This is a genomic window from Phocaeicola sp. RTP21359st1_B8_RTP21360_211022 (genome assembly GCF_040911965.1).
GTDB classification, from domain to species: Bacteria; Bacteroidota; Bacteroidia; order Bacteroidales; family Bacteroidaceae; genus Phocaeicola; species Phocaeicola vulgatus.
On record NZ_JBDFXP010000023.1, the window covers coordinates 1 to 23,436 of the forward strand.

The following is a 23,436-nucleotide window of genomic DNA, read 5'->3' on the forward strand; positions in this document are numbered from 1 at the left end:
TCACCAAGTCAGTCACACACTGTCTGAAGTGCCGCATCTCTCTCGATTGCGGATGCAAAGGTAGACCTTTTAACGATTACCAGCAAACATACGAAGGAAAAATTATCCGGATTTCCTGAAACTTTTTTGTAATACTCTGAATAACAGATGTGTTACAAAGCATGTTTTCATAACGGAGGACACGGGAGGAAAAAGACAGACACATTATAATATTCGCACGCGCGTATAAGGACGGAAAAAGGAAGGAACCCATACGAAAACAGCAGACGGAAAAACAAGGAAAGACGGAAAAGAAGCAAGTCCGAAGGACAACCGGACAGGTTACGAAACACAAACCACAGAGCTCTCAAAAGTGCTGACTCCGCAAACACAGGGGAAAAACTGTAGGAGAAAAAATAGAAAAACAGTCGCATCAAGCTCGGATCATACTTCCCCACCAAAGTCCGACAAACCCAAAATTCCGAATAAAGAAATGAAACTTAGTTCCTGTTTAACTGTTGTTCCGTATTCTTTTGAAAGTTTTTTTAAAGAAAATTTAAATAGATTTTCATATTGCAAAGCAATTCCTATCTCACACTCCAACTTTCCCCCAATAACACCCGAGCATGTTGCCTACAACCAAAAACAGTTCTTATAACCTGTCTTCCCCATTTATTTTGTACCTTTGCCACACATTGAAAATCTATAAACCGAAATATTATAAAACTATGGCAAAGGAATTAGAATTAAAGTACGGCTGCAATCCCAACCAAAAACCGTCACGCATCTTCATGCAAGAAGGGGAATTGCCTATCGAAGTATTAAACGGACGTCCCGGATACATCAATTTTCTGGACGCTTTCAACAGCTGGCAACTGGTCAAAGAATTGAAAGAAGCTACCGGACTACCCGCAGCAGCCTCCTTCAAGCATGTCAGTCCGGCAGGAGCCGCAGTAGGAATCGAGTTGAATGACACCTTGAAGAAAATTTATTTTGTGAATGACTTGCCACTTACCCCATTGGCTACCGCATATGCCCGTGCTCGTGGCGCTGACCGCATGTCTTCTTACGGAGACTTTATCGCATTGAGCGATACTTGCGACGAAGCTACCGCGCGCCTCATCAACCGTGAAGTTTCAGACGGCGTCATAGCTCCCGATTACACACCGGAAGCGCTGGAAATCCTGAAAAACAAACGCAAGGGAACATACAATGTAATTAAAATAGACCCAGCTTACCGCCCTGCACCTATTGAACACAAAGATGTATTCGGCATTACTTTTGAACAGGGCCGCAACGAAATCAGACTGGACGAAAGCCTGCTGACTCATATTCCAACTAAAAGCCAGCATTTTCCAGACGAAGCAAAACGCGATTTGATTATTGCCCTTATCACCTTAAAATATACACAAAGTAATTCTGTTTGTTATGTAAAAGACGGGCAGGCTATCGGCATCGGTGCCGGCCAGCAAAGCCGCATCCACTGTACACGTCTTGCCGGTAATAAAGCGGATATATGGTATTTGCGCCAACATCCTAAAGTAATGAATCTGCCGTGGGTAGAAAAAATCCGCCGTGCAGATCGTGATAATACAATTGATGTCTATATCAGTGACGATCATGAAGATGTTCTGGCTGACGGCATCTGGCAACAATTCTTCACAAAAAAACCGGAAGTGCTGACTCGCGAAGAAAAGCGCGCATGGCTGGATACCATGAAGGGGGTATCATTGGGTTCGGATGCTTTCTTCCCATTTGGTGACAATATAGAACGTGCGCATAAGAGCGGAGTGGAATACATAGCACAAGCCGGAGGCTCTGTACGTGATGACCATGTAATTGACACTTGTGACAAATACGGCATCACCATGGCATTCACTGGTGTTCGTTTATTCCATCATTAATTATTCTCAGTGCAAATTGCAACACGGATTTACAGATATAAAGCAAACCATACTTAGCCTGTAAGATCCGTGTTTACAATCCATATAAAAAATCGTCTTAAAATTTATATCCCGCTGTTACAAAGCCGGTAATATTCTTCCCTTGAAGTTCTTTTTGAAGTTTGCACAGCCCTAATCGTCCTTCCACTCCTATCACATAATGCCGGTATTCCACCGATAAACCTATCGCCACTCCATAATCGAAACGACGCAGATCAAGTCCATCTTTGCCAAAAGTATTTATTTCAACCACATTTCCAGTATTCCAATCCGGTGTAGACGATGATGACCAGCTATACCCTAAAGCCTTGGTTTTGCCACCAATCCCCCATGCGCCATAGGGACCTGCCGCAACAAGTATATAAGTATTCCGATCCATTGCAAACCGGGCTGCCACCATTACAGGCAACTCCAAATAGGATGCATTTACTTTAGCCTGAGCCGAAATTCCATCTGTTTCAACAATCGTATGATTAGTGCCTTTGGAAACAAACGAAACGCCTGTTTGTAAAGACCAGATCTTATCAAAAGGGCACTCCAAGCCAATGCCTAATTTATACGCCAGCTTTACTTTAGGAGATCCCATATTATCACCTATAATATTTGCCATGCCTATACCGGCCTTTATACTCCAATCCACCTGACTCTGAGCCGGAGTCACCATGCTTACCATCATAAACAGTGCAAAAAGAAGTAGTTTTATCACTCTTACCTTATCTATTAATGCCATATCCCTAAAAAATTGTGTCTTTAATCATAATCTGCAAATATAGCTTTTATTTCATAAACCACGCTTCATCTAAAAAAATGGCTGCTTCTTTCTAAAAGAGAAACAGCCGTTCTTTATATATTTAAAGGTAAGATTATATCTGTGGTCAGAATTTATAACCGATAGTGGCCAATGCAGAAAGGTTATGAGCACTAACACCGCTAGCTACTTTAGTAAAACTTGTGCCAGTTTCAACACCTACAACTATGTTGCCAAATTCAAAAGCAACTCCTAACCCCAAACCGGCATCGAACCTTTTTAAACCATCATCACCGAAAGTATCAGCCTTCTCGGATACACCATCTATTTTAGTTTTTCCGCCAACTCCATAAGCCAAATACGGACCACCTTTGAAAAGAAGATCAAAATTGCTGGCCGTATGTATCCGAGCACCAACCATCAAAGGCAGTTCCAGATAAAGCTGGTTGATCGTCACATCAACCACGTCCCAAGCATCAGTTACTCCATCACCTTTCACACCTTTAGAAATAAAGTTCAAACCTGTCTGGAAAGACCATATATTAGTATTAGCAAAAGGTACTTCCAAACCTATACCCACCTTATAAGCAAATTTAGCATCTGTACCATCCGTATCATCACCATACCAATTTGACATACCAATACCCGCATTCACATTCCATTTCAGATTTGATTGTGCAGAAACACCTAGTGTAACCAATGACAATAAAATAAAAAGGCTAGTTTTTTCATGACTGTTTGTTTTTAGTTAATAATAAATTTCAGTTCCCAATTCCTTTATACCGTCATTACATTCACAAATATAAGCTTTATTTTGGAAACCAGTCCTAATGTGTAAAGAAAATAAGCGGAATCTTTCATAAAATGAAAAATTCCGCTCACCAAACTATTATACAGTTATATGATTCCTGATTATCAGATACATTTATATATGATTAGAATATATAATGAAAGCCAAAGTTTAACTCATCCGTATCAAAATCTATACCAACATTTTCACTCTCATATCCATGATTCTCTTTTTTGGAATATCCAAGAAAACCATACTTGGCAACCAGACAAAAATGATCAGACAATTTGATGGCAATACCCGGTTTAATACCAATATTCCACGAATTCAAAGCGTCATTCCCCTTCGTTTTTGAAGTAGAAAAGCCAAATCCGCCATCGGCAAATAACCGGACTACATCACTATTCAAAAAGAAATAACGTGCATAAGGAGCAATAGTGAAAGTATTAGTTTTCACATCACCGCTTTTATTATATTCATAACCGACTACTGTACCGACAGACCAATCTTCATTTAGTTCATAACCGACCTCCGGCAGAATCTTGAAAGTAGTATTCTTAACTTCTGTTCCTTCTGTTTCCACTTTATCAGAACCTACTCCAAATGTTCCACCTACATACACCTGCGCATTTGCAGTAATAGCAATCAATGCTACAATAATAGACAATACAATCTTTTTCATCTCTTTTGTCATTTTTAAATTAAACTTTTTACCTATTAATCCACGCCGAAGAGGTTTGCCTTCTTTGTGTTTTACATTGCAAAGGTACAGTTTATTCTATGTTTTACAACATATTTTATATAAAAACGAATAATTCCAAAACAAAGGAGAGGATAATTGTTTAATTATTAATAAAGTACTGAATATTAAATTCAATCTACATTCCTATTTATTCTTATGTCTGTTAGCACGTTTTTTACGAAACTCAGCTTTCATCTTGGCAGCTCCCGACCCATGCAACCCTGTTATATAGCTTTTCTTTTTAGCCTTGGTCTTCACTTTATCTTCTTGCTTACCACTAGGAGATTTACCACCTTTGAATACAATTCCTTCGGTGATTGCTTTTTCTATGTCCATCGTCTATTTTTTAGGTGTTAAATTCTGTTTTACTATCACTCTATTGCCGGCTTTGGTACAAACAATTTCCGTTTTGTGCAAAGTACGGTCTTTCATATCAAAAATCAGATTCGGATTGAAATGTTGTCCATCTATCCGGAATTCCAGATGAAGGTGTTCAGTAGTGGCACGTCCGGTTCTGCCTGTCAATCCTACTGCATCACCGGCCTTCACGATATCTCCGGATTTTACCAAATTCCGGGAATTATGACTATAAATACTTTCCAATCCATTATCATGACGCACAACAACTACATTTCCATAAGCAGCGTATGTTTTTGCCATACGTACTATTCCATCAAACGCACAACGGATAGTATCATTGGCCTTAGTCTTTATATCCGTTCCACTGTGCCCCCGGCGGGCTCCGTATGCAGAAATCACTTTACCACCGGGAAGAGGAAAACAATATTCATTCTCTTTTATACTATCCAGATGAATGGAGAAACTTTTGCGCCCGTTAAAGAGCCCGGGAGTCTTGACTCTGATATGGTTTACTTCCATTGCGGTAAAATTACTCTTGGCCGGCCCCCCAGCCCATGCCGCCACACTTATGAACAATAAAAATAGTAATTGTGTGCTTTTCATTATCTCATTTTAAAAATAAATTAATTCTTCATCCTTGGACGCTGCAAACTCTTTCAAGAGCTCCAACATATAATCTGCCGCTTCCTGCAAACCTTCCTTGCCGCTATATCCATTAATAATAGTCAGCAGATGCGTAGTTCCTGCCTCCAGTTTAGTACGCTCGTTATCACTGGTCGGCGTACCGATTCCGCCCATAGCATCTCTGTAAACAGGCATTCCTTCTATATTCAACTCTCCACGTCCTATCCCTTCATAAGGCTCTCCGGATTTACCGATACCCAACACCAATGTATCTCCTTGTATTTTATCCGCATCAAAGCCACCGATGGAATATCCGTAACGAATAGATACCAAGTTAATAAGATCTACCAAAGTATCTATCTGATACAAGGAAATTCCACGCAGGATTCTACGGCAGAGCGCTTCCCCCGAAGGACGATAACGGCTAGGGTCTTTCCCACATTTCTTATAAGCCTCCCGAGTGGCATGAATCGTAACCATATCCTTAATGGAATCCGTAGTGTACATTTCACGATAGCATATAGTGAACTCGTCTATCTTTTTCCACAAAGATTCGCTATAAGCAGTGTTCTCTACCGTAGCACGGATGGCTATACCGGCAAACTGCGGACAGGCTTTCTTTATTTCTTCCGATACTTTTATTTCCATATTTATTTTTATACTGCGTTCTTCCAATGAGTGTGTTCCTCAGACACCTAAAAGAATGCCCGATAATATCCTTCCCGACCGGATTCCTTGCCGGCGGGCCGAAAAGAAATCATCGTTATTATGATACGTACAAATGCCGGATATCTCAATATGTTCAGGCTTCACACCGTATGCCAACAATTGCTGACGGTTGGCTTCCCACAAATCAATATGCCATTTTGCTTCTTTACGGGCAATCTGATTCATATCAAACCCCGCCTCACAAAAAGCTTGATAAACTTCATCCCCTACTTCAAAAGCCTCCAATGAAATACTGGGACCGATGCAAGCTATGAGATCTTTCCCTTGCGAGCCGTATTGGTTATCCATGACTGAAACTGTCTTCTCCACAATCCGGGCCACCGTACCACGCCATCCGGCATGAATGGCAGCCACTACCTTCTTTCGGGTATCATATAATAAAACAGGAACACAATCGGCCGTAGATACACACAAGCAATAACCGGGAATGTCTGTTACCAATGCATCCACTCCTTCCAATTCAGTATTTACCTGAATAGTATCCACAACTTTCACATGGTCACTATGGGTCTGATGCGGAATTACGAGTTCTACCGATTCCCCGGGTAACAAGCTACGCAGCAATTCCCGGTTGCGATTCACATCTTCTGCCTCGTCCCCACAATATCCGTTACAATTGAACGAAGCGTAGTTTCCCTTACTACAACCTCCGTGACGGGTGGTAGAAAAACAAGAAATGTTGGGATATGCCTTCATCAGCTCATATCCCAACATTTTATTATCTGATGTCAGCCGTTTCATTTCTTTTCCTCTTCTTCGTCCCAATTCTCATCTTCATATTCATAATCGAAGTCATCATCGGCATCTTCTTCATATTCATATTCAAAGTCCTCATCCTCACCCATGTCTTTCAACTCTTCCTGCAGTTTGGCAACATCTTTGGCGCGATGAACAATTGTTTCCGTACGGACACCTTCCAACTTATTGCTGTCCTTATTCAATTCTGTCCATAAAATATCCTTCAGCTGCTGTATCCCCAAGCCAGTTACCGACGAGATAAAGATATGCGGAACATTATCCGGCAATGTCGGCTCCAACATGGCAATCAGTTCTTCATCCAACATGTCACTTTTGGTAATGGCAAGCACACGTTGTTTATCCAACATTTCCGGGTTGAAGGTAGCCAACTCATTCAGCAGGATTTCATATTCCTTACGGATATCATCTGTATCACCCGGTACCATAAAGAGCAACAAAGAGTTGCGTTCTATATGGCGCAGGAAACGAAGTCCCAGTCCTTTTCCCTCACTGGCCCCTTCAATAATTCCGGGAATATCCGCCATGACAAAAGATTTTCCTTCGCGATAGGACACGATACCCAAATTCGGCTCCAGCGTAGTAAACGGATAATTGGCTATTTTAGGACGTGCCGCCGATACGGTAGACAATAAAGTGGATTTCCCTGCATTTGGAAAACCTACCAAACCTACATCAGCCAACAGTTTTAATTCCAAAATAACCATCAGCTCCTGCATGGGTTCTCCCGGTTGTGCAAAACGTGGCGCCTGACGGGTTGCTGTACGGAAGTGCCAGTTTCCCAATCCCCCACGTCCTCCTTTCAACAGAATTATTTCTTGTCCGTGTTCGGTGATATCACAGATATATTCACCTGTTTCAGCATTATAAACAACTGTACCACAAGGCACTTCAATAACTTTGTCTTCACCATCTTTACCAAAGCTTTTGTTCTTCGATCCATTGCCGCCGTGTGTGGCAAACACGTGGCGGTCATACTTCAGGTGAAGCAATGTCCAATAATTACGGTTTCCCCGCAAAATAACATGACCTCCTCTACCGCCATCACCACCGTCAGGGCCACCATTGGGTACATACTTCTCACGACGCATATGCGCAGAGCCTCGCCCGCCCTTACCCGAGCGGCAATATATCTTCACATAATCAACAAAATTCGATTCAGCCATAATTAATAATTTACTAATTTATCAATTTACTAATGTGCCAACGAAACTGTACTCCATGTATCATTATGCAGACTGACACATTGGCGGACTGCTGCATCAGCACATTAGCATATTACTATAATTTTTCAACAGCAGCAACAATGTCGGCAAAAATAGCATCCATCGTACCCAAACCGTGAATGTGCTGATATTTACCTTCGTTCTTGTACCAGTCAATCAGCGGAGCCGTCTGCGAGTGATAAACAACCAAACGTTTCTTTATTGTTTCCTCGTTATCATCCGCACGTCCCGATTCCTGTCCACGCTTAATCAGGCGAGTCATCAATTCTTCTTCGGGTACATCCAAGTCCAACATAACAGATACTTCCTGTCCACGTTCGGCCAGCATTTTCTTCAACGCTTCTGCCTGGGCGATGGTTCTGGGAAATCCATCAAAAATAACCCCTTTGCTTTCCTTAAAGCTATCCAGCGTACTTGCCAGAATATCAATAATCAATTCATCAGGCAGCAACTGGCCCTGATCGATATATCCTTTGGCTGTCTTTCCCAATTCTGTACCCTTCTTAATCTCAGCACGAAGCACATCCCCTGTTGAAATGTGATTAATACCGAATTTCTCTACAATACGTTCACTCTGAGTACCCTTACCAGAACCCGGAGCTCCAAAAATTACAATGTTCAACATCTTGTTTTACCTTTTATTTTTATATTTAGTTGTACAAATTTCATTCCATTACGGTGTAAATATCCCGATAGTTACGTCCCAAGCCATCATAATCCAGACCATACCCCACAATAAAATCATTGGGAATACGCATGGCCACATAATGTATATCCAATTCCACCTTCAATTTATCAGGTTTCAGCAGCAAGGTAGCGATACGGATCTCTTTCGGTTTTCTAGCTTGTAATGTTTCCAACAAGTGCTTCATTGTCACCCCGGTATCCACAATATCTTCCACAATCACCACTGTACGACCCTCAATATCATCATTCAAACCTACCAACTCTTTTACCTTTCCTGTAGAAGAAGTTCCTGCATAAGAGGCCAGTTTCACGAAAGAAATTTCACTGGGAATGGTAAGGTTACGCATCAAGTCGGCAGCAAACATGAATGCGCCGTTCAATACACTTAAAAACAAGGGATTAGTTCCTTCTAAATCCCGATTAATCTCACTCGCTACCCGTGCCACTTCTTTTAAGATCCGTTCTTCAGGAATGAAAGGAGTGAAACGTTTATCTTTGATTTGAATGGTATCCATAACCGCTATTTTATTAAATTGCTGCAAAAATAACATTTTTATTCCAAGTATCGAAGTATTCACATAACCTCTTTTTGTAAATAGTGTTATCTTTGTACGTTCAAACAAAAGAGATTGTCATGAAAATTATTTCGAGCACCCAACTAAAAGAGCTGGACAAGTACACGATTGCCAAAGAACCGGTTGCCTCCATTGATTTGATGGAACGGGCAGCCGAAGAACTGACTCGTGCCATTACCCACCGATGGGATACTTCTTTCCATATTGTAGTATTCGCCGGACCGGGAAATAACGGGGGCGATGCGCTTGCCGTAGCCCGTATGTTGTCTAAGCAAAACTATCACGTAGAAGTCTTTCTGTTTAACACCAAAGGAAAACTGTCGGAAGAATGTCAGACCAATCTTGAACGGTTAAAAGAATGCGGCTCGGTGTACTTTACTGAAGTAAGCACACAATTTGATCCTCCAGTCCTGACAGAAAGGCATCTGGTAGTAGACGGATTATTCGGTTCCGGACTCAACAAACCACTGAACGGTGGATTTGCTGCCGTAGTGAAATATATTAATGCATCCAAGGCACAGGTAGTAGCCATTGATGTACCTTCAGGATTAATGTGTGAGGACAACACTTATAATATCCGTCAAAACATGATACGCGCGGATGTCACTCTCAGCATTCAGCTACCTAAGTTATCCTTTCTTTTCCCCGAAAACGAAGACATTGTAGGCGAATGGCAACTATTGGACATCCAACTGAAAAAAGACTTTATTGATACAGCACAAAGTCCCTACTATATCACAGAGGAAGAAGAAATTCGCAGTCTCATCAAACCGCGGAAACGATTTGCCCACAAGGGAGCTTTCGGTCATGCACTGCTCATCGCAGGATCTTATGGCATGGCAGGAGCATCCATTTTATCTGCCCGTGCCTGCCTGCGTTCGGGAGTGGGATTACTGACTGTCCATGTACCTATCCACAACCATGATTTACTTCAGACCACTGTCCCCGAAGCCATTGTACAGACAGACATACACGACCATTATTTTGCCGAGCCCGTGGATACAGACCGTTATCAAGCCATAGCCATCGGTCCGGGGTTGGGACAAGAAGAAGATACAGCGTTGGCCATGATGGAACAAATACAAGGTTGTCCGGTACCTTTAGTGCTGGATGCGGATGCCATTAATATTTTCGGCACTCACCGCAACTGGCTCAGCCGGATGCCGAAGCGCTGTATTCTCACCCCCCATCTAAAGGAACTGGAACGACTGATAGGTAAATGCATGGATACTTACGAACGGCTGACAAAGACGAAAGAACTGGCAGCCTATCTGCAAAGCTATATCATTATAAAGGGATCATGGAGCACAGTTGTCACCCCCGAAGGAAATTGTTATTTCAATCCCACCGGGAATCCAGGTATGGCAACCGCCGGCAGCGGTGATGTGCTGACCGGTATTCTGGCAGCCTTATTGGCACAAGGATATACTCAAGAAGATGCATGCCGCCTGGGCGTCTACGTACATGGTCTGGCAGGAGACATTGCAGCGGAAGAAAAAGGAGAAATAGGAACCACCTCAAGTGATCTTATTGACGCATTACCCGCAGCATGGAAGAAATTAACAGAAACAAAAGGCAGATTTACAAAAGAATAGCTATATTTGCTTACATATATGATAGAATATAGAAATATGAAAAAAGGATTAATCGCAGCAGGGTTACTGGTTTCATTAAGCGGCACCGCACAAGATGTCAGTACATATACTCCCGGAACCATGGGAGAAGGAGTGGTTTATTATTTGCCTAAGACCGAAATAGAATTGCAAGTCACCGCAACCAAAGTTGTCTACACGCCCGGAGAATTCTGCCAATACGCCGACCGCTATCTGCGCCTTACAGGCATATCATCCCAACCGGAAGAACATTGGGAAATAAACAGTATCAAAGTAAATTCCATAGGCATTCCTGACCCGGACAATGCATACGCTGTAAAACTGAAAGACAAAAGTGCGGCCTCACAGGTAGAATTGACTCCTGAAGGAATCATAAAGGCTATCAACACCACCTCTCCTATAGAGAAAGCACCTGTGACAAAGGTTGCCGATACGGCCAAAAAACGTATTGACCCACGCAGTTTTATGACCGAAGAGATTCTGATAGCCGGTTCTACCGCTAAAATGGCTGAGTTGGTGGCGAAAGAAATCTACAATATACGAGAAAGCAAAAACAGCCTGACCCGCGGGCAAGCAGATTATATGCCCAAAGACGGAGCCGCTTTAAAACTCATGCTGGACAATCTGGATGAACAGGAACAAGCCATGATGCAAATGTTTGCCGGCACAACAGACCGCATAGAAAAATCATTTACCATCCGCATAAAACCAGAAGCGGACATGAAAGAAAAAGTAGCTTTCCGTTTCTCAAAGAAACTAGGGATGCTGGATGCCGATAATTTATCCGGTGAACCTTATTATATTTCCATCGTCAACCAAGAAACATTGCCACCGATGGATCCGAAAGGCAAAGAAAAAAAGAAGACGGATGGTGTTATTTACAATATTCCGGGAAAAGCTCAGGTTACCGTATTCACTCCAAACAAACGTTATTTTGACGGAGAACTACCTGTTACACAATTTGGGACAACGGAATGTCTGATAGATAACCTTTTTAATAAAAAAGTAAATACACGAGTGATCTTTAATCCTAATACCGGAGGAATTGTGAAGATTGATAAAGACTAAAGCTCCATCTCACCCCTACATAGCAAAATGAGGGTATCCATAATACACTGGACACCCTCATTTTCACTAAAAGACAATCAATTATTTTTTAATATTTGGTTCCTCCAATCCATACCCCTTTTTCTTATTCTCACCTTTCAGCCACAAAGCAAAGAACAATGCAGCCACACCAAAGCCTGCAAATATCCACATGGGAAGTGTATAATCATAAGTCTGCATTCCATCTACTACCGGTCCTTTGCAATACTCATTCAAGACAAAACCAATCAAAGCAGGTACACCCATCAACCCCCAGTTTTGTACCCAGAAGATCAAAGCGTAAGCTGTACCCAACTGCTTTTCCGGAATAATTTTAGGAACAGAGGGCCACATAGCCGATGGCACCAAAGAAAAGCCAATCCCCAATATAATCATAATGATAGTGGCAAACCACCATACATTCAAGACAGGTAACGCAAACATTGTATGAACAAAAATCAACAGCACAGAACCGATGATCATCAGCGTAGCTCCCTTGCCTATCCGATCGTACACATTACCGAAAAGCGGAGTAAGGAACAAAGTTCCCAATGGTAACAGGCTAGGAATAGTACCCGCCAATTCCGGATCTACATTATATTTCTGCACCATCAGGTCTGTAGCATATTTCAAGAAAGGGAATACGGCAGAATAAAACAACACACACAGCAACGCAATCAGCCAAAATCCTTTATTGGTTACAATCAACCAAATATCTTTCATACGGAAAGGCTCTTCAGGTTCCGCCCCTTCTTCTTCTAAAGAAGCATCCAGTTTCTTATCATAGAAAGTATAAATAAAAAATGCTACCGTACCAATACAAAGCATAGTAAGGCACAGCAACAATGGAGCAGGGATATTAGGATGGAACACACCCTCATCATCAGTAATACCAAAGAAAGTAGCGATAGGAACCGTAACAGCCAAAGCCAGCATAGTGCCTAAACGGGCTGTCGCCATCTCCATACCCATGGCCAGAGCCATTTCTTTTCCTTTAAACCACTTCACAATAATTTTTGAGACCGTGATGCCTGCAATCTCTACACCGACACCAAATATAGCATATCCCAACGCAGCCAGTCCTACCTGGGTTTTCATTCCAAGCAAAGTGCTTCCCTCAGCAAATGTAGTAGAAATAGCATAATATTTTAACCCACAGCCCAACACCATCAAAAGGCATGCTCCCATACCAGTAAAGCGCACTCCCATCTTATCCAAAATGATACCACCGATAATAAGCATAAAGGCAAAGACATTGAACCAACCGTATGCACTGGTAAAAATACCATAATCCAGACTATCCCACAGCAGCTCCTTTTCAAGCATCGGTTTTAAGGGGGACATTACATCGGTCAAAAAATAACCGCATAGCATGGTGAAAGCCACCAACGCCAACACACTCCACCGAAGAACCTTGGAGTCATTGAGCTTTTTTTGAATTTGTTCTTTCATTCTTTTATAAGATTTTTGATTAATAGTTTTTCATGTTCAGCTTACAAAGATACAGTTTTTTAGGTAGAGAAGCCTCTTTCCATAAAAAAGTTCTATCTTTGCGTGACGATTAAATCGTTTTATTGTAGGAAATCGTCATAAAATTACTTTTTATAAACTTAACTTTATTGATCATGAAAAAAAGCAAAACATTTCTTGTTTGCGCCATGTTGAGTGGCAGCGTCTTATTTTCATCATGCATCGGTTCTTTCGGATTATGGAATAGTTTGAAAGACTGGAACCAGGGGGTAAGCAACAAGTTTGTCAACGAACTTATCTTTCTCGCTTTCCATATTGTCCCTGTTTATGAAATTGCTTATCTGGCAGACGCATTGGTTTTAAATTCCATCGAATTCTGGAGCGGTTCCAACCCTACAGCTTCTATCGGTGAAGTAAAAACAGTGCAAGGAGAAAATGGCGAATACTTGGTAAAAACCAACGAAAACGGTTATACCATTACCAAAAAAGGAGAAGACAAATCTGTAGATTTGGTCTATAACAAAGAAAACAATACATGGAATGCCGTAGCCGACGGACAGAGCTTCGAACTTGTGAAAATGAACGAAGACGGAACGGCTGTTTTGAGCCTGCAAAACGGAACCTCCATGACTGTCACTCCTGATGCACAAGGTATTGCTACCGCAAGAATAGCTACAGGAAACTCCTTGTTTTTTGCTGCAAGATAATAAACACAACATCATTTAAACACAAAGAAAAGAAGTTGCCCATGCAAACAACTTCTTTTCTTCCATAACAATACTACTATGAAGAAGCAAATCATGCTGGGCGGCCTACTCCTATTATTAGGCTCCTGTACTCCCCAAAACAAAGCGAATGACCCGAATGCAATTGACATTGCCGTAAGTCTGGAACACCTCACAGAATTAAAGACCTCCCAATTGGGAAAACAAATCCGTTATATCCCTTTGGAAACAACAGACTCATCCCTGATTGGCAACTCCTATTCCATCAAGTTATCTAAAGACCATATCTTTGTCTCTACCAACGGACGATGCCTGTCATTCAACAAGCAAACCGGAAAATATCTTGGCAGCATCGGGCACAAAGGAGAAGATCCACAAGGCTACAGCAATGCCAACTGCTTTATTCACCCCCATACCAACAATCTCTACTTTTATCGCCAACCCGACAAGTTGGTAAAATACGATACAAAAGGTAACTATCTAGGGCAAGTACACCTACCACAAAAGATTTCCCCATCCCTTTACTTTACTTTTTCCGACTCCCTTATTCTTGCTCATTATGGAGAAGGAATAGGACAACCGCAAGCAAGTGCGTTACTTTACTTCAACGAACAGGGAGAAGTAAAAGACTCATTGCCGGAATTTGCCAATCCAGGTGATCCTATGGGCATGGACCAGATATCCAGCATCAACGTATTCAAGCAATTACCCGGCAACGCCAACATAGGAGGGTTAATATATATAAATTATCAGGATGGAACAATGACTGTTCTTCCTATAGACCAGCCTTCACTTTGGCTGAACAACGGCAGCATACGTTTCAGAAAAGCGTTCAATGACACAATCTACGACATTAAAGGACACGAAGCTACTGTCCATACCACTTTCCATACCGGGCAATGGCATTTCCCGGCTGAAAAAATGGGACAAAAAGAGGATACAGACAACTACATCGTTATAACCGGTATTCTGGAAACTCCCCAACATCTCTTCTTTATATCTCTACAGGGATTATACGACAAGAGAAAACCCTTCTACGGTATTTACGACAAAGAAAAACATATTACTTATATGAATGATGCCAATGTGGGGCTGACAGATGACCTGACGCATTTCATGCCTTTCTATCCCATCACTTGTACAGAAGAAGGAGAGTATGCCGCTTTATTGGAGATAGGGAAAATAGACGAATGGATGGATAAAAATCCGGGAATTGTCCAAGAAGGAAAGCTAAGCTTTTTACAGGAAATCAATGAAGAATCCAATCCGGTTTGTGTTATAGTGGAACCTTGACAACCATAAAAGAACGCTGCTTTCCTCACGGAGAACAGCGTTCTCTTTCTTCAACACGTTGAAGATAACAGTATGCTAAATTAGTCACGACCTCCACCCAATGCCTGATAGAGATTGATTACGCCTTGCATTTCAGTAAAACGGTTAGCAACCTGAGTTAACTCCGCATTAAGCAAAGTCTGCTGAGCCGTCAAAACTTCCAGATAAGTCGTATTCCCATGTTGCATCAGCAAAGAGGTACTTTCCAAAGCTTTATTTAATGAATTTATTTGTTTATCATAATAAACTGATTTATCACGGGCCGTCTGATATTTCACCAAAGCCTCGTTCACTTCACTTCCTGCATTCAACAAAGCCTGTTGAAAACTCAGTTTGGCTTCTTCTTGCTGAGCTTTAGCTATCTTTAGCTGTGCTATGTTCGCACCTTTATTAAACAGTGGCTGGGTCAACGAAGCTACAGCCGTTGCAATGAACTTGCCCGGATTGACAATCATACTTCCTGCTGAATTAGTCCATCCCGCACTTCCACTTAAAACAATAGAAGGATAAAAGGCGGAACGAGCCTGATTTGTGGCATAGAAAGCTACTTCCAACGAACGCTCCGCACTGCGTACATCGGGACGGTTGGCAAGCATTTGCACAGGGATGCCTACCGGGAAATGTTCCTTCATCATATAAGAACTGTCCCATGTGCCCGTTCTCTCAATAGCATGAGGAGATTCAGCCAACAACAACGACAAACTGTTTTCTACCTGGTTAATTTGTTCTTTCAGATCAAGAACTGAAGTACATATAGTATAATATGTAGCTTCCATTTGTGAAACGGCAGCTTCATTTGCCAATCCGGCTTCCATCAGAGCACGGGTTGCATCTACGGTTTCTTTCCAGGACTTTTCAGTCCGGACAGAAATGGCCAGCTGATTGTCCAGCATCAGCAAGGTATAGTAAGTATTAGCTATACCGGCTATCAGCTGTGTCCGGACAGCCTGTTTATAGTCACGGCTCTGTTCCAGCAATGCTTTCGCCTGGCGTTTCGCATTACGGATGCGGCCGAAAATATCAATTTCCCAACTTGCCGCCACCGGTAAAGTATAAGTTTGTACAGCTTTTCCTTTGTCAAAACTACTTGCTGTCCCCTGAGGTGACAGAGCGAAAGAAGGCAGATAAGCCAATTTGGCTGACAGCATAGCAGCTTCCGCCTCTTTCACACGCCATTGTGCTGACTGCAAATCCGTATTGTTCCGCAAGCCTTGCTCTATCAATTCCTGAAGCCGCGGATCTGTAAAAATCTCCTGCCAGCTCAGATTGCCGATATTATCCACGGTATCAGCAACTGCCACCTCTTCCCCATACAAATTATCGGGCACTTCGGTTGCAGGTTTATATTGGGTATATATGCCGCAGCTACTCAGTGTGAGCGCTGCGACAGTCAGAGTGATGATCTGTTTTTTCATTTTTTCTCTTCGTTTTTGCTTTCGATGTGGTGTTGTCTCTCTTCTTTTGCTTCTACACATTCCTCTTGAATCTGCCAATCGGCCGCCGGCTGAAACTGAATAGGACGTACCTTTTCCTGTAAATATTGGAATACGATAAACAAAGAAGGTACAATAAACAGCAACGCCAGCGTACCGATCACCATTCCACCCACAGTACCTGTTCCCAGCGAACTGTTTCCATTAGCACCTACTCCACTGGCAACCATCAACGGGAACAGACCGAAAATCATAGTCAGTGCCGTCATCAGGATAGGACGCAAGCGGGCTTTGGCGGCAGAAAGTGCAGCGGAAGTCAGGCTCATACCTGCCTTACGACGCTCGTTAGCGTACTCGGTCAGCAAAATGGCAGTCTTAGCAAGCAAACCTATCAACATAATCAAACCGGTCTGCAAATAAATATTGTTCTCCAGTCCCATCATCTTCGCAAACAGGAAGCTACCCATCAGCCCAAACGGAACAGACAACAACACCGCAAACGGAATGAGGAAACTTTCATAAAGTGCACTTAAAATCAGATAAATCATCAAGAAACAGATAGCAAAGATGATAATGGTAGTACCTCCCTGGTCGGTCTCTTCACGGGTAATACCACCAAAGTCGTACCCAAAACCTTTGGGAAGTGCCTGTACGGCAGTTTCCTGAACGGCACGGATGGCATCACCGGTACTATACCCTTCGGCAGGCATTGCATTTACAGCGATAGAATTGAACATATTGAAACGGCTCAGCGATTCTGCCCCATAACTGCGGGTCAATGTCACAAACTGGCTGAGAGGAGCCATCTCGCCATTAGACATACGCACAAAGATATTATTCAACGAGCTTTCATCCACACGATACTTCGGATCTGCCTGAATCATAACCTTATATACTTTAGAGAAACGATTAAAATTTGAAACATACTGCCCACCATAATAGCCGGACAATGTGCTTAGCACAGCATCCGGAGTGATACCGGCACGCTTACATTTGGACGCATCCACTTCTACCGTCCATTGCGGATAACGGATATCAAAAGTAGAGTATGCCATCGCAATCTCGGGACGTTGGTTCAGAGCACCCAGATATTGTTGAGTGGTATTGAAGAAAGTGCCCACATCACCACCTTGTTTATCCTGCATATGGAGTTCCAACGCATTACCCATACCATACCCCGGAATCATACCCGGAGAAATAGCAAATATACTGGCATCCTTGATATCTGCCGTACGGCCATATACCTGTCCGATTACTGCCTGAACATCATTTTCCTTTCCTTCACGCTCATCCCAAGGTTTCAGTTTCAGAATCAACATACCAAAAGAGTTACCCTGTCCGGCTAGCAGACCATAACCTGCCACACGCTGCACATGCAGCACCTGAGGAATATCCATCATGCGCTTTTCAATACGCATCATTACGTCATTAGTCGTTTTCAATGAACTACCTGCCGCCGTGCTGACATTCACAAATACAACCCCCTGGTCTTCATCAGGCACCAAACTGGTTTTAGTTGTATTCATCAAGAAAGCCAATAGTACTACCGAGGCCGCAAGAAGTGTCCATACCATCCATTTGCGTTTGATAAAGAACAATACCCCTTTCTTATATCGTTCAATCATTGCATCGAAAGCAGCATTAAACGCTTTACGGAAACGTGCTGCAAAATTGTTTTTTTCCGTTCCATCCTCATTGATATACGGTTTCAAGAACAAAGCACACAGCGCCGGACTCAAAGTCAGTGCATTGACGGCAGAGATACCTACGGCAACCGCCATAGTCAAACCAAACTGAGTATAGAAAGTACCCGAAGTTCCACTCATAAACGAAACCGGAATAAACACAGCCATAAATACCAACGAAGAAGAGATGACCGCATTGCTAATCCCCTTCATCGCATCAATACTAGCCATATAAGAAGAACGATATCCCACATCAAAACGCGCCTGCACCGCCTCGACGACAACAATGGCATCATCCACCACCGTACCGATCACCAACACCAAAGCAAACAGGGTAATCAGGTTGATACTGAATCCTGCTATGGACATAAAAGCAAATGTACCAATCAAGGACACGATGATCCCCACCAACGGAATAATAGTAGAACGGATATCCTGCAAAAATACATATACAATTAAGATTACCAAAAAAATGGCCTCGAACAAGGTTTTTATCACCTCATGGATAGATGCATACAAAAAGTCATTGGAGCTCATAACCTGAACCATCTCCACCCCTTTGGGCAGATCCTTCCTTGCTTCTTCCAAAAAGGTATCAATATTATTGTTTACTTCTGTCGCATTCGATCCTGCCGTCTGAAAAATCATACAGGAAATACCAGGATGACCATTCATAGCCCCATGATAGGCATAGCTTTCCTCGCCCATCTCTATATCGGCAATTTCTTTCAGCTTCAACACTTCGCCATTATCCGAAGACCGGATCACAATTTCCCCAAACTCTTCCGGAGTAATCAGACGCCCTTTATACTTCATTGTATATTGATAAGTTTCATCAGAGTTTTCTCCGAATGAACCGGTAGCCGATTCAATATTCTGTTCAGCCAACACTTGGGTCACATCCGATGGAATCAATTTATACTGGGCCATCACGTCAGGCTTCATCCAGATACGCATACTATAGTCACCCCCCATAATCATCATATCACCCACACCCTGGATACGAAGAATAGCAGGTTTCAAGTTAATACTGATATAGTTGGACAAGAATTTCTCATCATACGAATCATCCGGACTATATAGTGAGAACATCTGCAAAATACTGGTCTGCCGCTTTGAGGTAGTCACACCCACCTGCGTTACTTCTGCCGGTAACTGTCCTGTTGCCTTCGATACACGGTTCTGCACATTGACCGCTGCCATATCGGGGTCTGTCCCTTGTTTGAAATACACAGTGATATCCACAACTCCGGCATTTGAAGCGGTAGAAGTCATATAAGTCATATTTTCCACACCGTTAATCGCTTCCTCCAACGGAGCGATAACACTCTTCTGAAGAGTTTCCGCACTGGCACCAAAATAAGAGGTACTTACCTGAATGGTAGGCGGAGCAATATCAGGATATTGTTCGACGGGCAAAGTGAACAGCCCGATGATACCCACTACCACTATCGAAATAGAAATAACAGCCGACAGGATGGGGCGTTCTATAAAGGTTCTTAAATTCATAGTCTTTCTTAGTTCTGTTTTACTTTAATGGGAGTACCTTCACGCAGCAAACCTACGCCTTCCGCTACAATGATATCCCCCTCTTTCAATCCATCGTTCACGATATATTCCTGTCCTCCATTTACACGGGTCACACTGACAGGAGCTGATTGTACCTTGCCGTCCACGACTTTATATACGTATGTAATATCCTGAATTTCAAAAGTGGTAGCCTGAGGAATAACCAAACTTCCTTTCATCGTAACCGGAAGAATCACATTTCCCGATGTTCCGCTATACAGCAACCCATTCTTATTCGGGAATACGGCACGCAGACTTGCGGTACCCGTATTACGGTCTACCACCCCACTGATGGTTTCAATGCGTCCCTTTTCGCCATACATAGACTTGTCATTCAATTGCAGTTCCACTTCCGGCATATTTTTCAACGCTTCTGCTTTGGAACCATATTGACGGGTCAGAGCCAACAATTGATTTTCAGTCATCGAAAAGTAGACATACATATCCGAATTATCAGAAACCGTAGTCAACGGTTGTGGCAAACTGGCACTAACCAATGCACCTACCCGATAAGGCAATGTACCAATCACCCCGTCCGAAGGACTTTTCACCTCGGTATATGAAAGGTTATTGCGAGCACTGACTTCCTGCGCCTTAGCCTGAGCCAATCCAGCCTTAGCGGTCAGGTAAGAGTTTTCCGCAGTCTTCAGATCAAACTCTGAAACCACCTTTTTGGCAAACAATTCTTTCTTGCTGTTATAAGTCAGTTCGGCTGTGGCAAGACCGGCTTTAGCCGATTCCACATTGGCGACAGCAGTTTCCAATGCCGCCTTATAAGGCACTTGGTCAATAATAAATAAGACTTGCCCTTTACGCACTGCCTGTCCTTCCTCCACACAAAGCCGGGTAAGGAAACCGGAAACTTGCGGATAAATATCAATATCCTGGCGGCCACGGATCGTAGCCGAATAAGTAGTAGACAAAACTTTGTCCGACGGTGATACCTTTAATACCGCATATTCCGCCTCCATTTGTGCAACAGGCGCCTGTTTACACGACGCTGTCAAAGCAGCACAACCAACCAATACCATTAGTCGCATCCATTTTTTGTTCAATGTCATCATATTCCAATCTTTTAAATTCGGACGCAAAGGTAGATGGAATTTTTCAAGCCGACACATTCAATTATTAGCTACCATTGTTCAAATTCGGAATAGATTTCCTATTATAACAAAAATAATAGTTAATTTTGCATCAAAACAAGAATAAATATGGAAATATTGAGTTTACCAGAGAATGAACCGTTTATCACCGGAATAGAAGAAAGTATAGATATATGCTCCAATCAGATCATGAAGTTAGCAGACGCATCTATTTTTCATTGCCGTAGCGGAAAAGCCCACATAGAAATTGATTTGCAGGCATACGAAGTGACGGAGAACACCCAACTTCTGCTTCTCCCCGGCAGTATCTTCAATTGCACCTGCGCCAGCCATGATTTTACCGTTTCCTATATTGTTTTTTCCGACACCCTTTTCAGGGAGATCACCTCACGTCTGGATCCCTCCTTCTTTCACTTTCTAAAAGAGCATCCATGCATTGTCATCCCTGAAGAACGTGTAAAACCATTCATCGGACTCAGCTTGGTCATGAAAGATCTTTATGAAGACAGGGATAATAGTTTCCGCATTCAGATCTTCAAAAATTTCATTCAAAACTTCATTCTGGACTTCTATGACAAGACCCAACACCTGTTCCTGCAAAAAAAGACCGAAGGAATAAATCGCCAGGAAGAGATATTCAAACGTTTCATCCAATTAATTCATAAACATTGCACCACCCAACGTGAGGTATCTTTCTATGCAGCCGAACTATTCATCACTCCCCGTTACCTTTCCACAATCGTACAAAACGTATCCGGCAACACAGCCAAAAGCATTATTGACCGACATGTAATTCTTGAGATTAAAGCATTACTACAATCCACATCTCTAAGTATTCAAGAGATCTCCAACCGATTATCTTTCCCTGACCAATCTTTTTTTGGCCGCTATTTCAAGAAACATACAGGCAAGTCCCCTCTTCAATACCGAAACCGGTCTTAAAACAAAAAAAGCTGCCTTCAATAAAGAAAGCAGCTTTTTTCTGTTTATATAGGATGAATCAATTATTCAGCCAATTTATTGTCTGAACCCAGCACGTTAATAATTTTGTGCTTGTACAGTTTTTCCATATTGTCACGAGCCGGACCTAAGTACTTACGCGGGTCGAATTCTGCCGGTTTTTCAGCAAAAGTCTGACGGATAGCAGCAGTCATAGCCAAACGAGAGTCTGAGTCAATGTTGATTTTGCAAACAGCAGACTTGGCAGCCTTGCGCAATTCTTCTTCAGGGATACCGATAGCAGCCTTCAATGCACCACCATACTTGTTGATTGTTTCAACTTCTTCCTGAGGAACTGATGAAGAACCATGAAGAACGATGGGGAATCCCGGAAGTTTTTCCATTACAGCATCCAATACTTCGAATGCCAAAGGAGGAGGAACCATACGACCTGTAGCAGGATCAATGTGACACTGTTCCGGAGTAAATTTGTATGCACCGTGAGAAGTACCGATAGAGATAGCCAATGAGTCGCAACCTGTACGAGTAGCAAAATCAATTACTTCTTCAGGGTCAGTATAAGTATGATGATCAGAAGAAACTTCATCTTCCACACCGGCCAATACACCCAATTCACCTTCTACAGTTACATCAAACTGATGAGCGTAGTCAACCACCTTCTTAGTCAAAGCTACGTTTTCTTCGTAAGGCAGGTGAGAACCGTCGATCATTACAGAAGAGAAACCTGAGTCGATACAGCTCTTGCAAGTTTCGAAAGTATCTCCGTGGTCAAGGTGAAGAACGATTTCAGGTTTTGCACAACCTAATTCTTTTGCATATTCTACAGCACCCTGAGCCATGTAACGCAACAAAGTAGCGTTAGCATACTGACGAGCACCTTTTGAAACCTGCAAAATAACCGGAGATTTTGTTTCTACTGCAGCTTTGATGATAGCCTGCATCTGTTCCATATTGTTGAAGTTGAATGCAGGAATTGCATATCCACCTTTGATAGCCTTAGCAAACATATCTCTAGTGTTTACCAGACCTAAATCTTTGTAATTAACCATTGTTCTAATATTTATAATTGTTAGTGAATTAAATTCCACTGCAAAAGTAATCATAAATGCGCTAACTATGGCAAGTTCACACCAAAAATATCTCATAAAAAATGATTTTATTAACTATTTTCTTCACTAAAACATACAAACTGATTATATTGTAATGTCTACCTTACAATACTATAAAAGAAGAAAATAAGGCTTTTAGAAGAAAAAACAGCCCGAAGTTTTTTCTATTTCAAAGAAAAGCAGTATCTTTGC

Annotated in this window: 21 protein-coding genes; 6 read left to right on the forward strand and 15 right to left on the reverse strand. The window is 42.3% G+C overall.

What is annotated here, in order from left to right; translation table 11 throughout:
• The first annotated feature begins 605 nt into the window (after window positions 1-605).
• Complete coding sequence (locus tag AB5062_RS12840) at window positions 606-1,883, forward strand: phosphoribosylaminoimidazolecarboxamide formyltransferase (protein WP_016271882.1); 1,278 nt, start codon at window positions 606-608, stop codon at window positions 1,881-1,883.
• Between the two features lie 97 nt (window positions 1,884-1,980).
• Here AB5062_RS12840 and AB5062_RS12845 read toward each other — a convergent pair whose 3' ends face one another.
• From AB5062_RS12845 to hpt, 10 genes are all read right to left on the reverse strand, one after another.
• Complete coding sequence (locus AB5062_RS12845) at window positions 1,981-2,652, reverse strand: porin family protein (protein WP_005853566.1); 672 nt, start codon at window positions 2,650-2,652, stop codon at window positions 1,981-1,983.
• Between the two features lie 145 nt (window positions 2,653-2,797).
• On the reverse strand, window positions 2,798-3,382 hold the full coding sequence (locus AB5062_RS12850) for a porin family protein (RefSeq protein WP_151849327.1): 585 nt from the start codon (window positions 3,380-3,382) through the stop codon (window positions 2,798-2,800).
• A 223-nt stretch (window positions 3,383-3,605) separates the two neighbouring features.
• Window positions 3,606-4,142 (reverse strand): outer membrane beta-barrel protein, encoded by a 537-nt coding sequence (locus tag AB5062_RS12855; protein ID WP_032952607.1) that lies wholly within the window; start codon window positions 4,140-4,142, stop codon window positions 3,606-3,608.
• A 204-nt stretch (window positions 4,143-4,346) separates the two neighbouring features.
• Window positions 4,347-4,538 carry a hypothetical protein gene (locus AB5062_RS12860; protein ID WP_005839609.1) on the reverse strand — a complete coding sequence of 64 codons (192 nt, stop codon included), beginning with the start codon at window positions 4,536-4,538 and terminating at the stop codon, window positions 4,347-4,349.
• Between the two features lie 3 nt (window positions 4,539-4,541).
• Complete coding sequence (locus tag AB5062_RS12865) at window positions 4,542-5,165, reverse strand: M23 family metallopeptidase (RefSeq protein ID WP_005853570.1); 624 nt, start codon at window positions 5,163-5,165, stop codon at window positions 4,542-4,544.
• 9 nt (window positions 5,166-5,174) lie between these two features.
• The gene (locus AB5062_RS12870) at window positions 5,175-5,834 is read right to left on the reverse strand and encodes a B3/4 domain-containing protein (protein ID WP_032952599.1); all 660 of its coding nucleotides are present in this window, start codon (window positions 5,832-5,834) and stop codon (window positions 5,175-5,177) included.
• Window positions 5,835-5,873: 39 nt separating this feature from the next.
• Complete coding sequence (gene pgeF / locus AB5062_RS12875) at window positions 5,874-6,656, reverse strand: peptidoglycan editing factor PgeF (protein ID WP_005839604.1); 783 nt, start codon at window positions 6,654-6,656, stop codon at window positions 5,874-5,876.
• The gene (gene obgE, locus AB5062_RS12880; RefSeq protein ID WP_005839602.1) at window positions 6,653-7,837 is read right to left on the reverse strand and encodes a GTPase ObgE; all 1,185 of its coding nucleotides are present in this window, start codon (window positions 7,835-7,837) and stop codon (window positions 6,653-6,655) included. The genes pgeF and obgE overlap by 4 nt, the downstream gene beginning before the upstream one ends.
• A 115-nt stretch (window positions 7,838-7,952) precedes the next feature.
• Entirely contained in the window at window positions 7,953-8,522 is a 570-nt protein-coding gene (locus tag AB5062_RS12885) for an adenylate kinase (RefSeq protein ID WP_005839600.1), read from the reverse strand.
• 40 nt (window positions 8,523-8,562) lie between these two features.
• Window positions 8,563-9,099, reverse strand: coding sequence for a hypoxanthine phosphoribosyltransferase (gene hpt, locus AB5062_RS12890; RefSeq protein WP_011965263.1), 537 nt, complete (start codon window positions 9,097-9,099; stop codon window positions 8,563-8,565).
• Between the two features lie 119 nt (window positions 9,100-9,218).
• On the opposite strand from hpt, the gene AB5062_RS12895 reads away from it, so the two are divergent.
• Together AB5062_RS12895 and AB5062_RS12900 are read left to right on the forward strand one after the other, a co-directional pair.
• Window positions 9,219-10,754, forward strand: coding sequence for a bifunctional ADP-dependent NAD(P)H-hydrate dehydratase/NAD(P)H-hydrate epimerase (locus AB5062_RS12895; RefSeq protein ID WP_005853577.1), 1,536 nt, complete (start codon window positions 9,219-9,221; stop codon window positions 10,752-10,754).
• A 36-nt stretch (window positions 10,755-10,790) separates the two neighbouring features.
• Window positions 10,791-11,840, forward strand: coding sequence for a DUF4831 family protein (locus tag AB5062_RS12900; protein WP_005853578.1), 1,050 nt, complete (start codon window positions 10,791-10,793; stop codon window positions 11,838-11,840).
• 81 nt (window positions 11,841-11,921) lie between these two features.
• Here the strand turns inward: AB5062_RS12900 and AB5062_RS12905 are convergent, their stop codons facing one another.
• The gene (locus tag AB5062_RS12905; protein WP_005838636.1) at window positions 11,922-13,310 is read right to left on the reverse strand and encodes an MFS transporter; all 1,389 of its coding nucleotides are present in this window, start codon (window positions 13,308-13,310) and stop codon (window positions 11,922-11,924) included.
• A 173-nt stretch (window positions 13,311-13,483) separates the two neighbouring features.
• Here AB5062_RS12905 and AB5062_RS12910 point away from each other — a divergent pair, with 173 nt between their 5' ends.
• Both AB5062_RS12910 and AB5062_RS12915 read left to right on the forward strand, forming a co-directional pair.
• Window positions 13,484-14,035, forward strand: a complete 552-nt coding sequence (locus AB5062_RS12910) for a DUF3332 domain-containing protein (RefSeq protein ID WP_005853580.1) — start codon at window positions 13,484-13,486, stop codon at window positions 14,033-14,035.
• A gap of 78 nt (window positions 14,036-14,113) precedes the next feature.
• A complete protein-coding gene (locus AB5062_RS12915; protein ID WP_032937591.1) occupies window positions 14,114-15,346 on the forward strand; it encodes a DUF4934 domain-containing protein in 1,233 nt (410 codons plus the stop codon).
• Window positions 15,347-15,426: 80 nt separating this feature from the next.
• On the opposite strand, the gene AB5062_RS12920 is transcribed toward AB5062_RS12915, so the two are convergent.
• The 3 genes from AB5062_RS12920 to AB5062_RS12930 are packed head-to-tail and all read right to left on the reverse strand — an operon-like array spanning window position 15,427 to window position 21,136.
• On the reverse strand, window positions 15,427-16,800 hold the full coding sequence (locus AB5062_RS12920; protein ID WP_005838648.1) for a TolC family protein: 1,374 nt from the start codon (window positions 16,798-16,800) through the stop codon (window positions 15,427-15,429).
• Complete coding sequence (locus tag AB5062_RS12925) at window positions 16,797-20,012, reverse strand: efflux RND transporter permease subunit (RefSeq protein WP_032952600.1); 3,216 nt, start codon at window positions 20,010-20,012, stop codon at window positions 16,797-16,799. Before AB5062_RS12925 ends, AB5062_RS12920 begins: the two co-directional genes overlap by 4 nt.
• Before the next feature lie 8 nt (window positions 20,013-20,020).
• On the reverse strand, window positions 20,021-21,136 hold the full coding sequence (locus AB5062_RS12930) for an efflux RND transporter periplasmic adaptor subunit (RefSeq protein ID WP_080705331.1): 1,116 nt from the start codon (window positions 21,134-21,136) through the stop codon (window positions 20,021-20,023).
• A gap of 147 nt (window positions 21,137-21,283) precedes the next feature.
• Between AB5062_RS12930 and AB5062_RS12935 the strand changes: the two genes are divergently transcribed.
• A complete protein-coding gene (locus tag AB5062_RS12935) occupies window positions 21,284-22,117 on the forward strand; it encodes a helix-turn-helix domain-containing protein (protein WP_100263120.1) in 834 nt (277 codons plus the stop codon).
• A gap of 62 nt (window positions 22,118-22,179) precedes the next feature.
• On the opposite strand, the gene AB5062_RS12940 is transcribed toward AB5062_RS12935, so the two are convergent.
• The gene (locus tag AB5062_RS12940) at window positions 22,180-23,184 is read right to left on the reverse strand and encodes a class II fructose-bisphosphate aldolase (RefSeq protein WP_005943012.1); all 1,005 of its coding nucleotides are present in this window, start codon (window positions 23,182-23,184) and stop codon (window positions 22,180-22,182) included.
• Window positions 23,185-23,436: the final 252 nt, after the last annotated feature.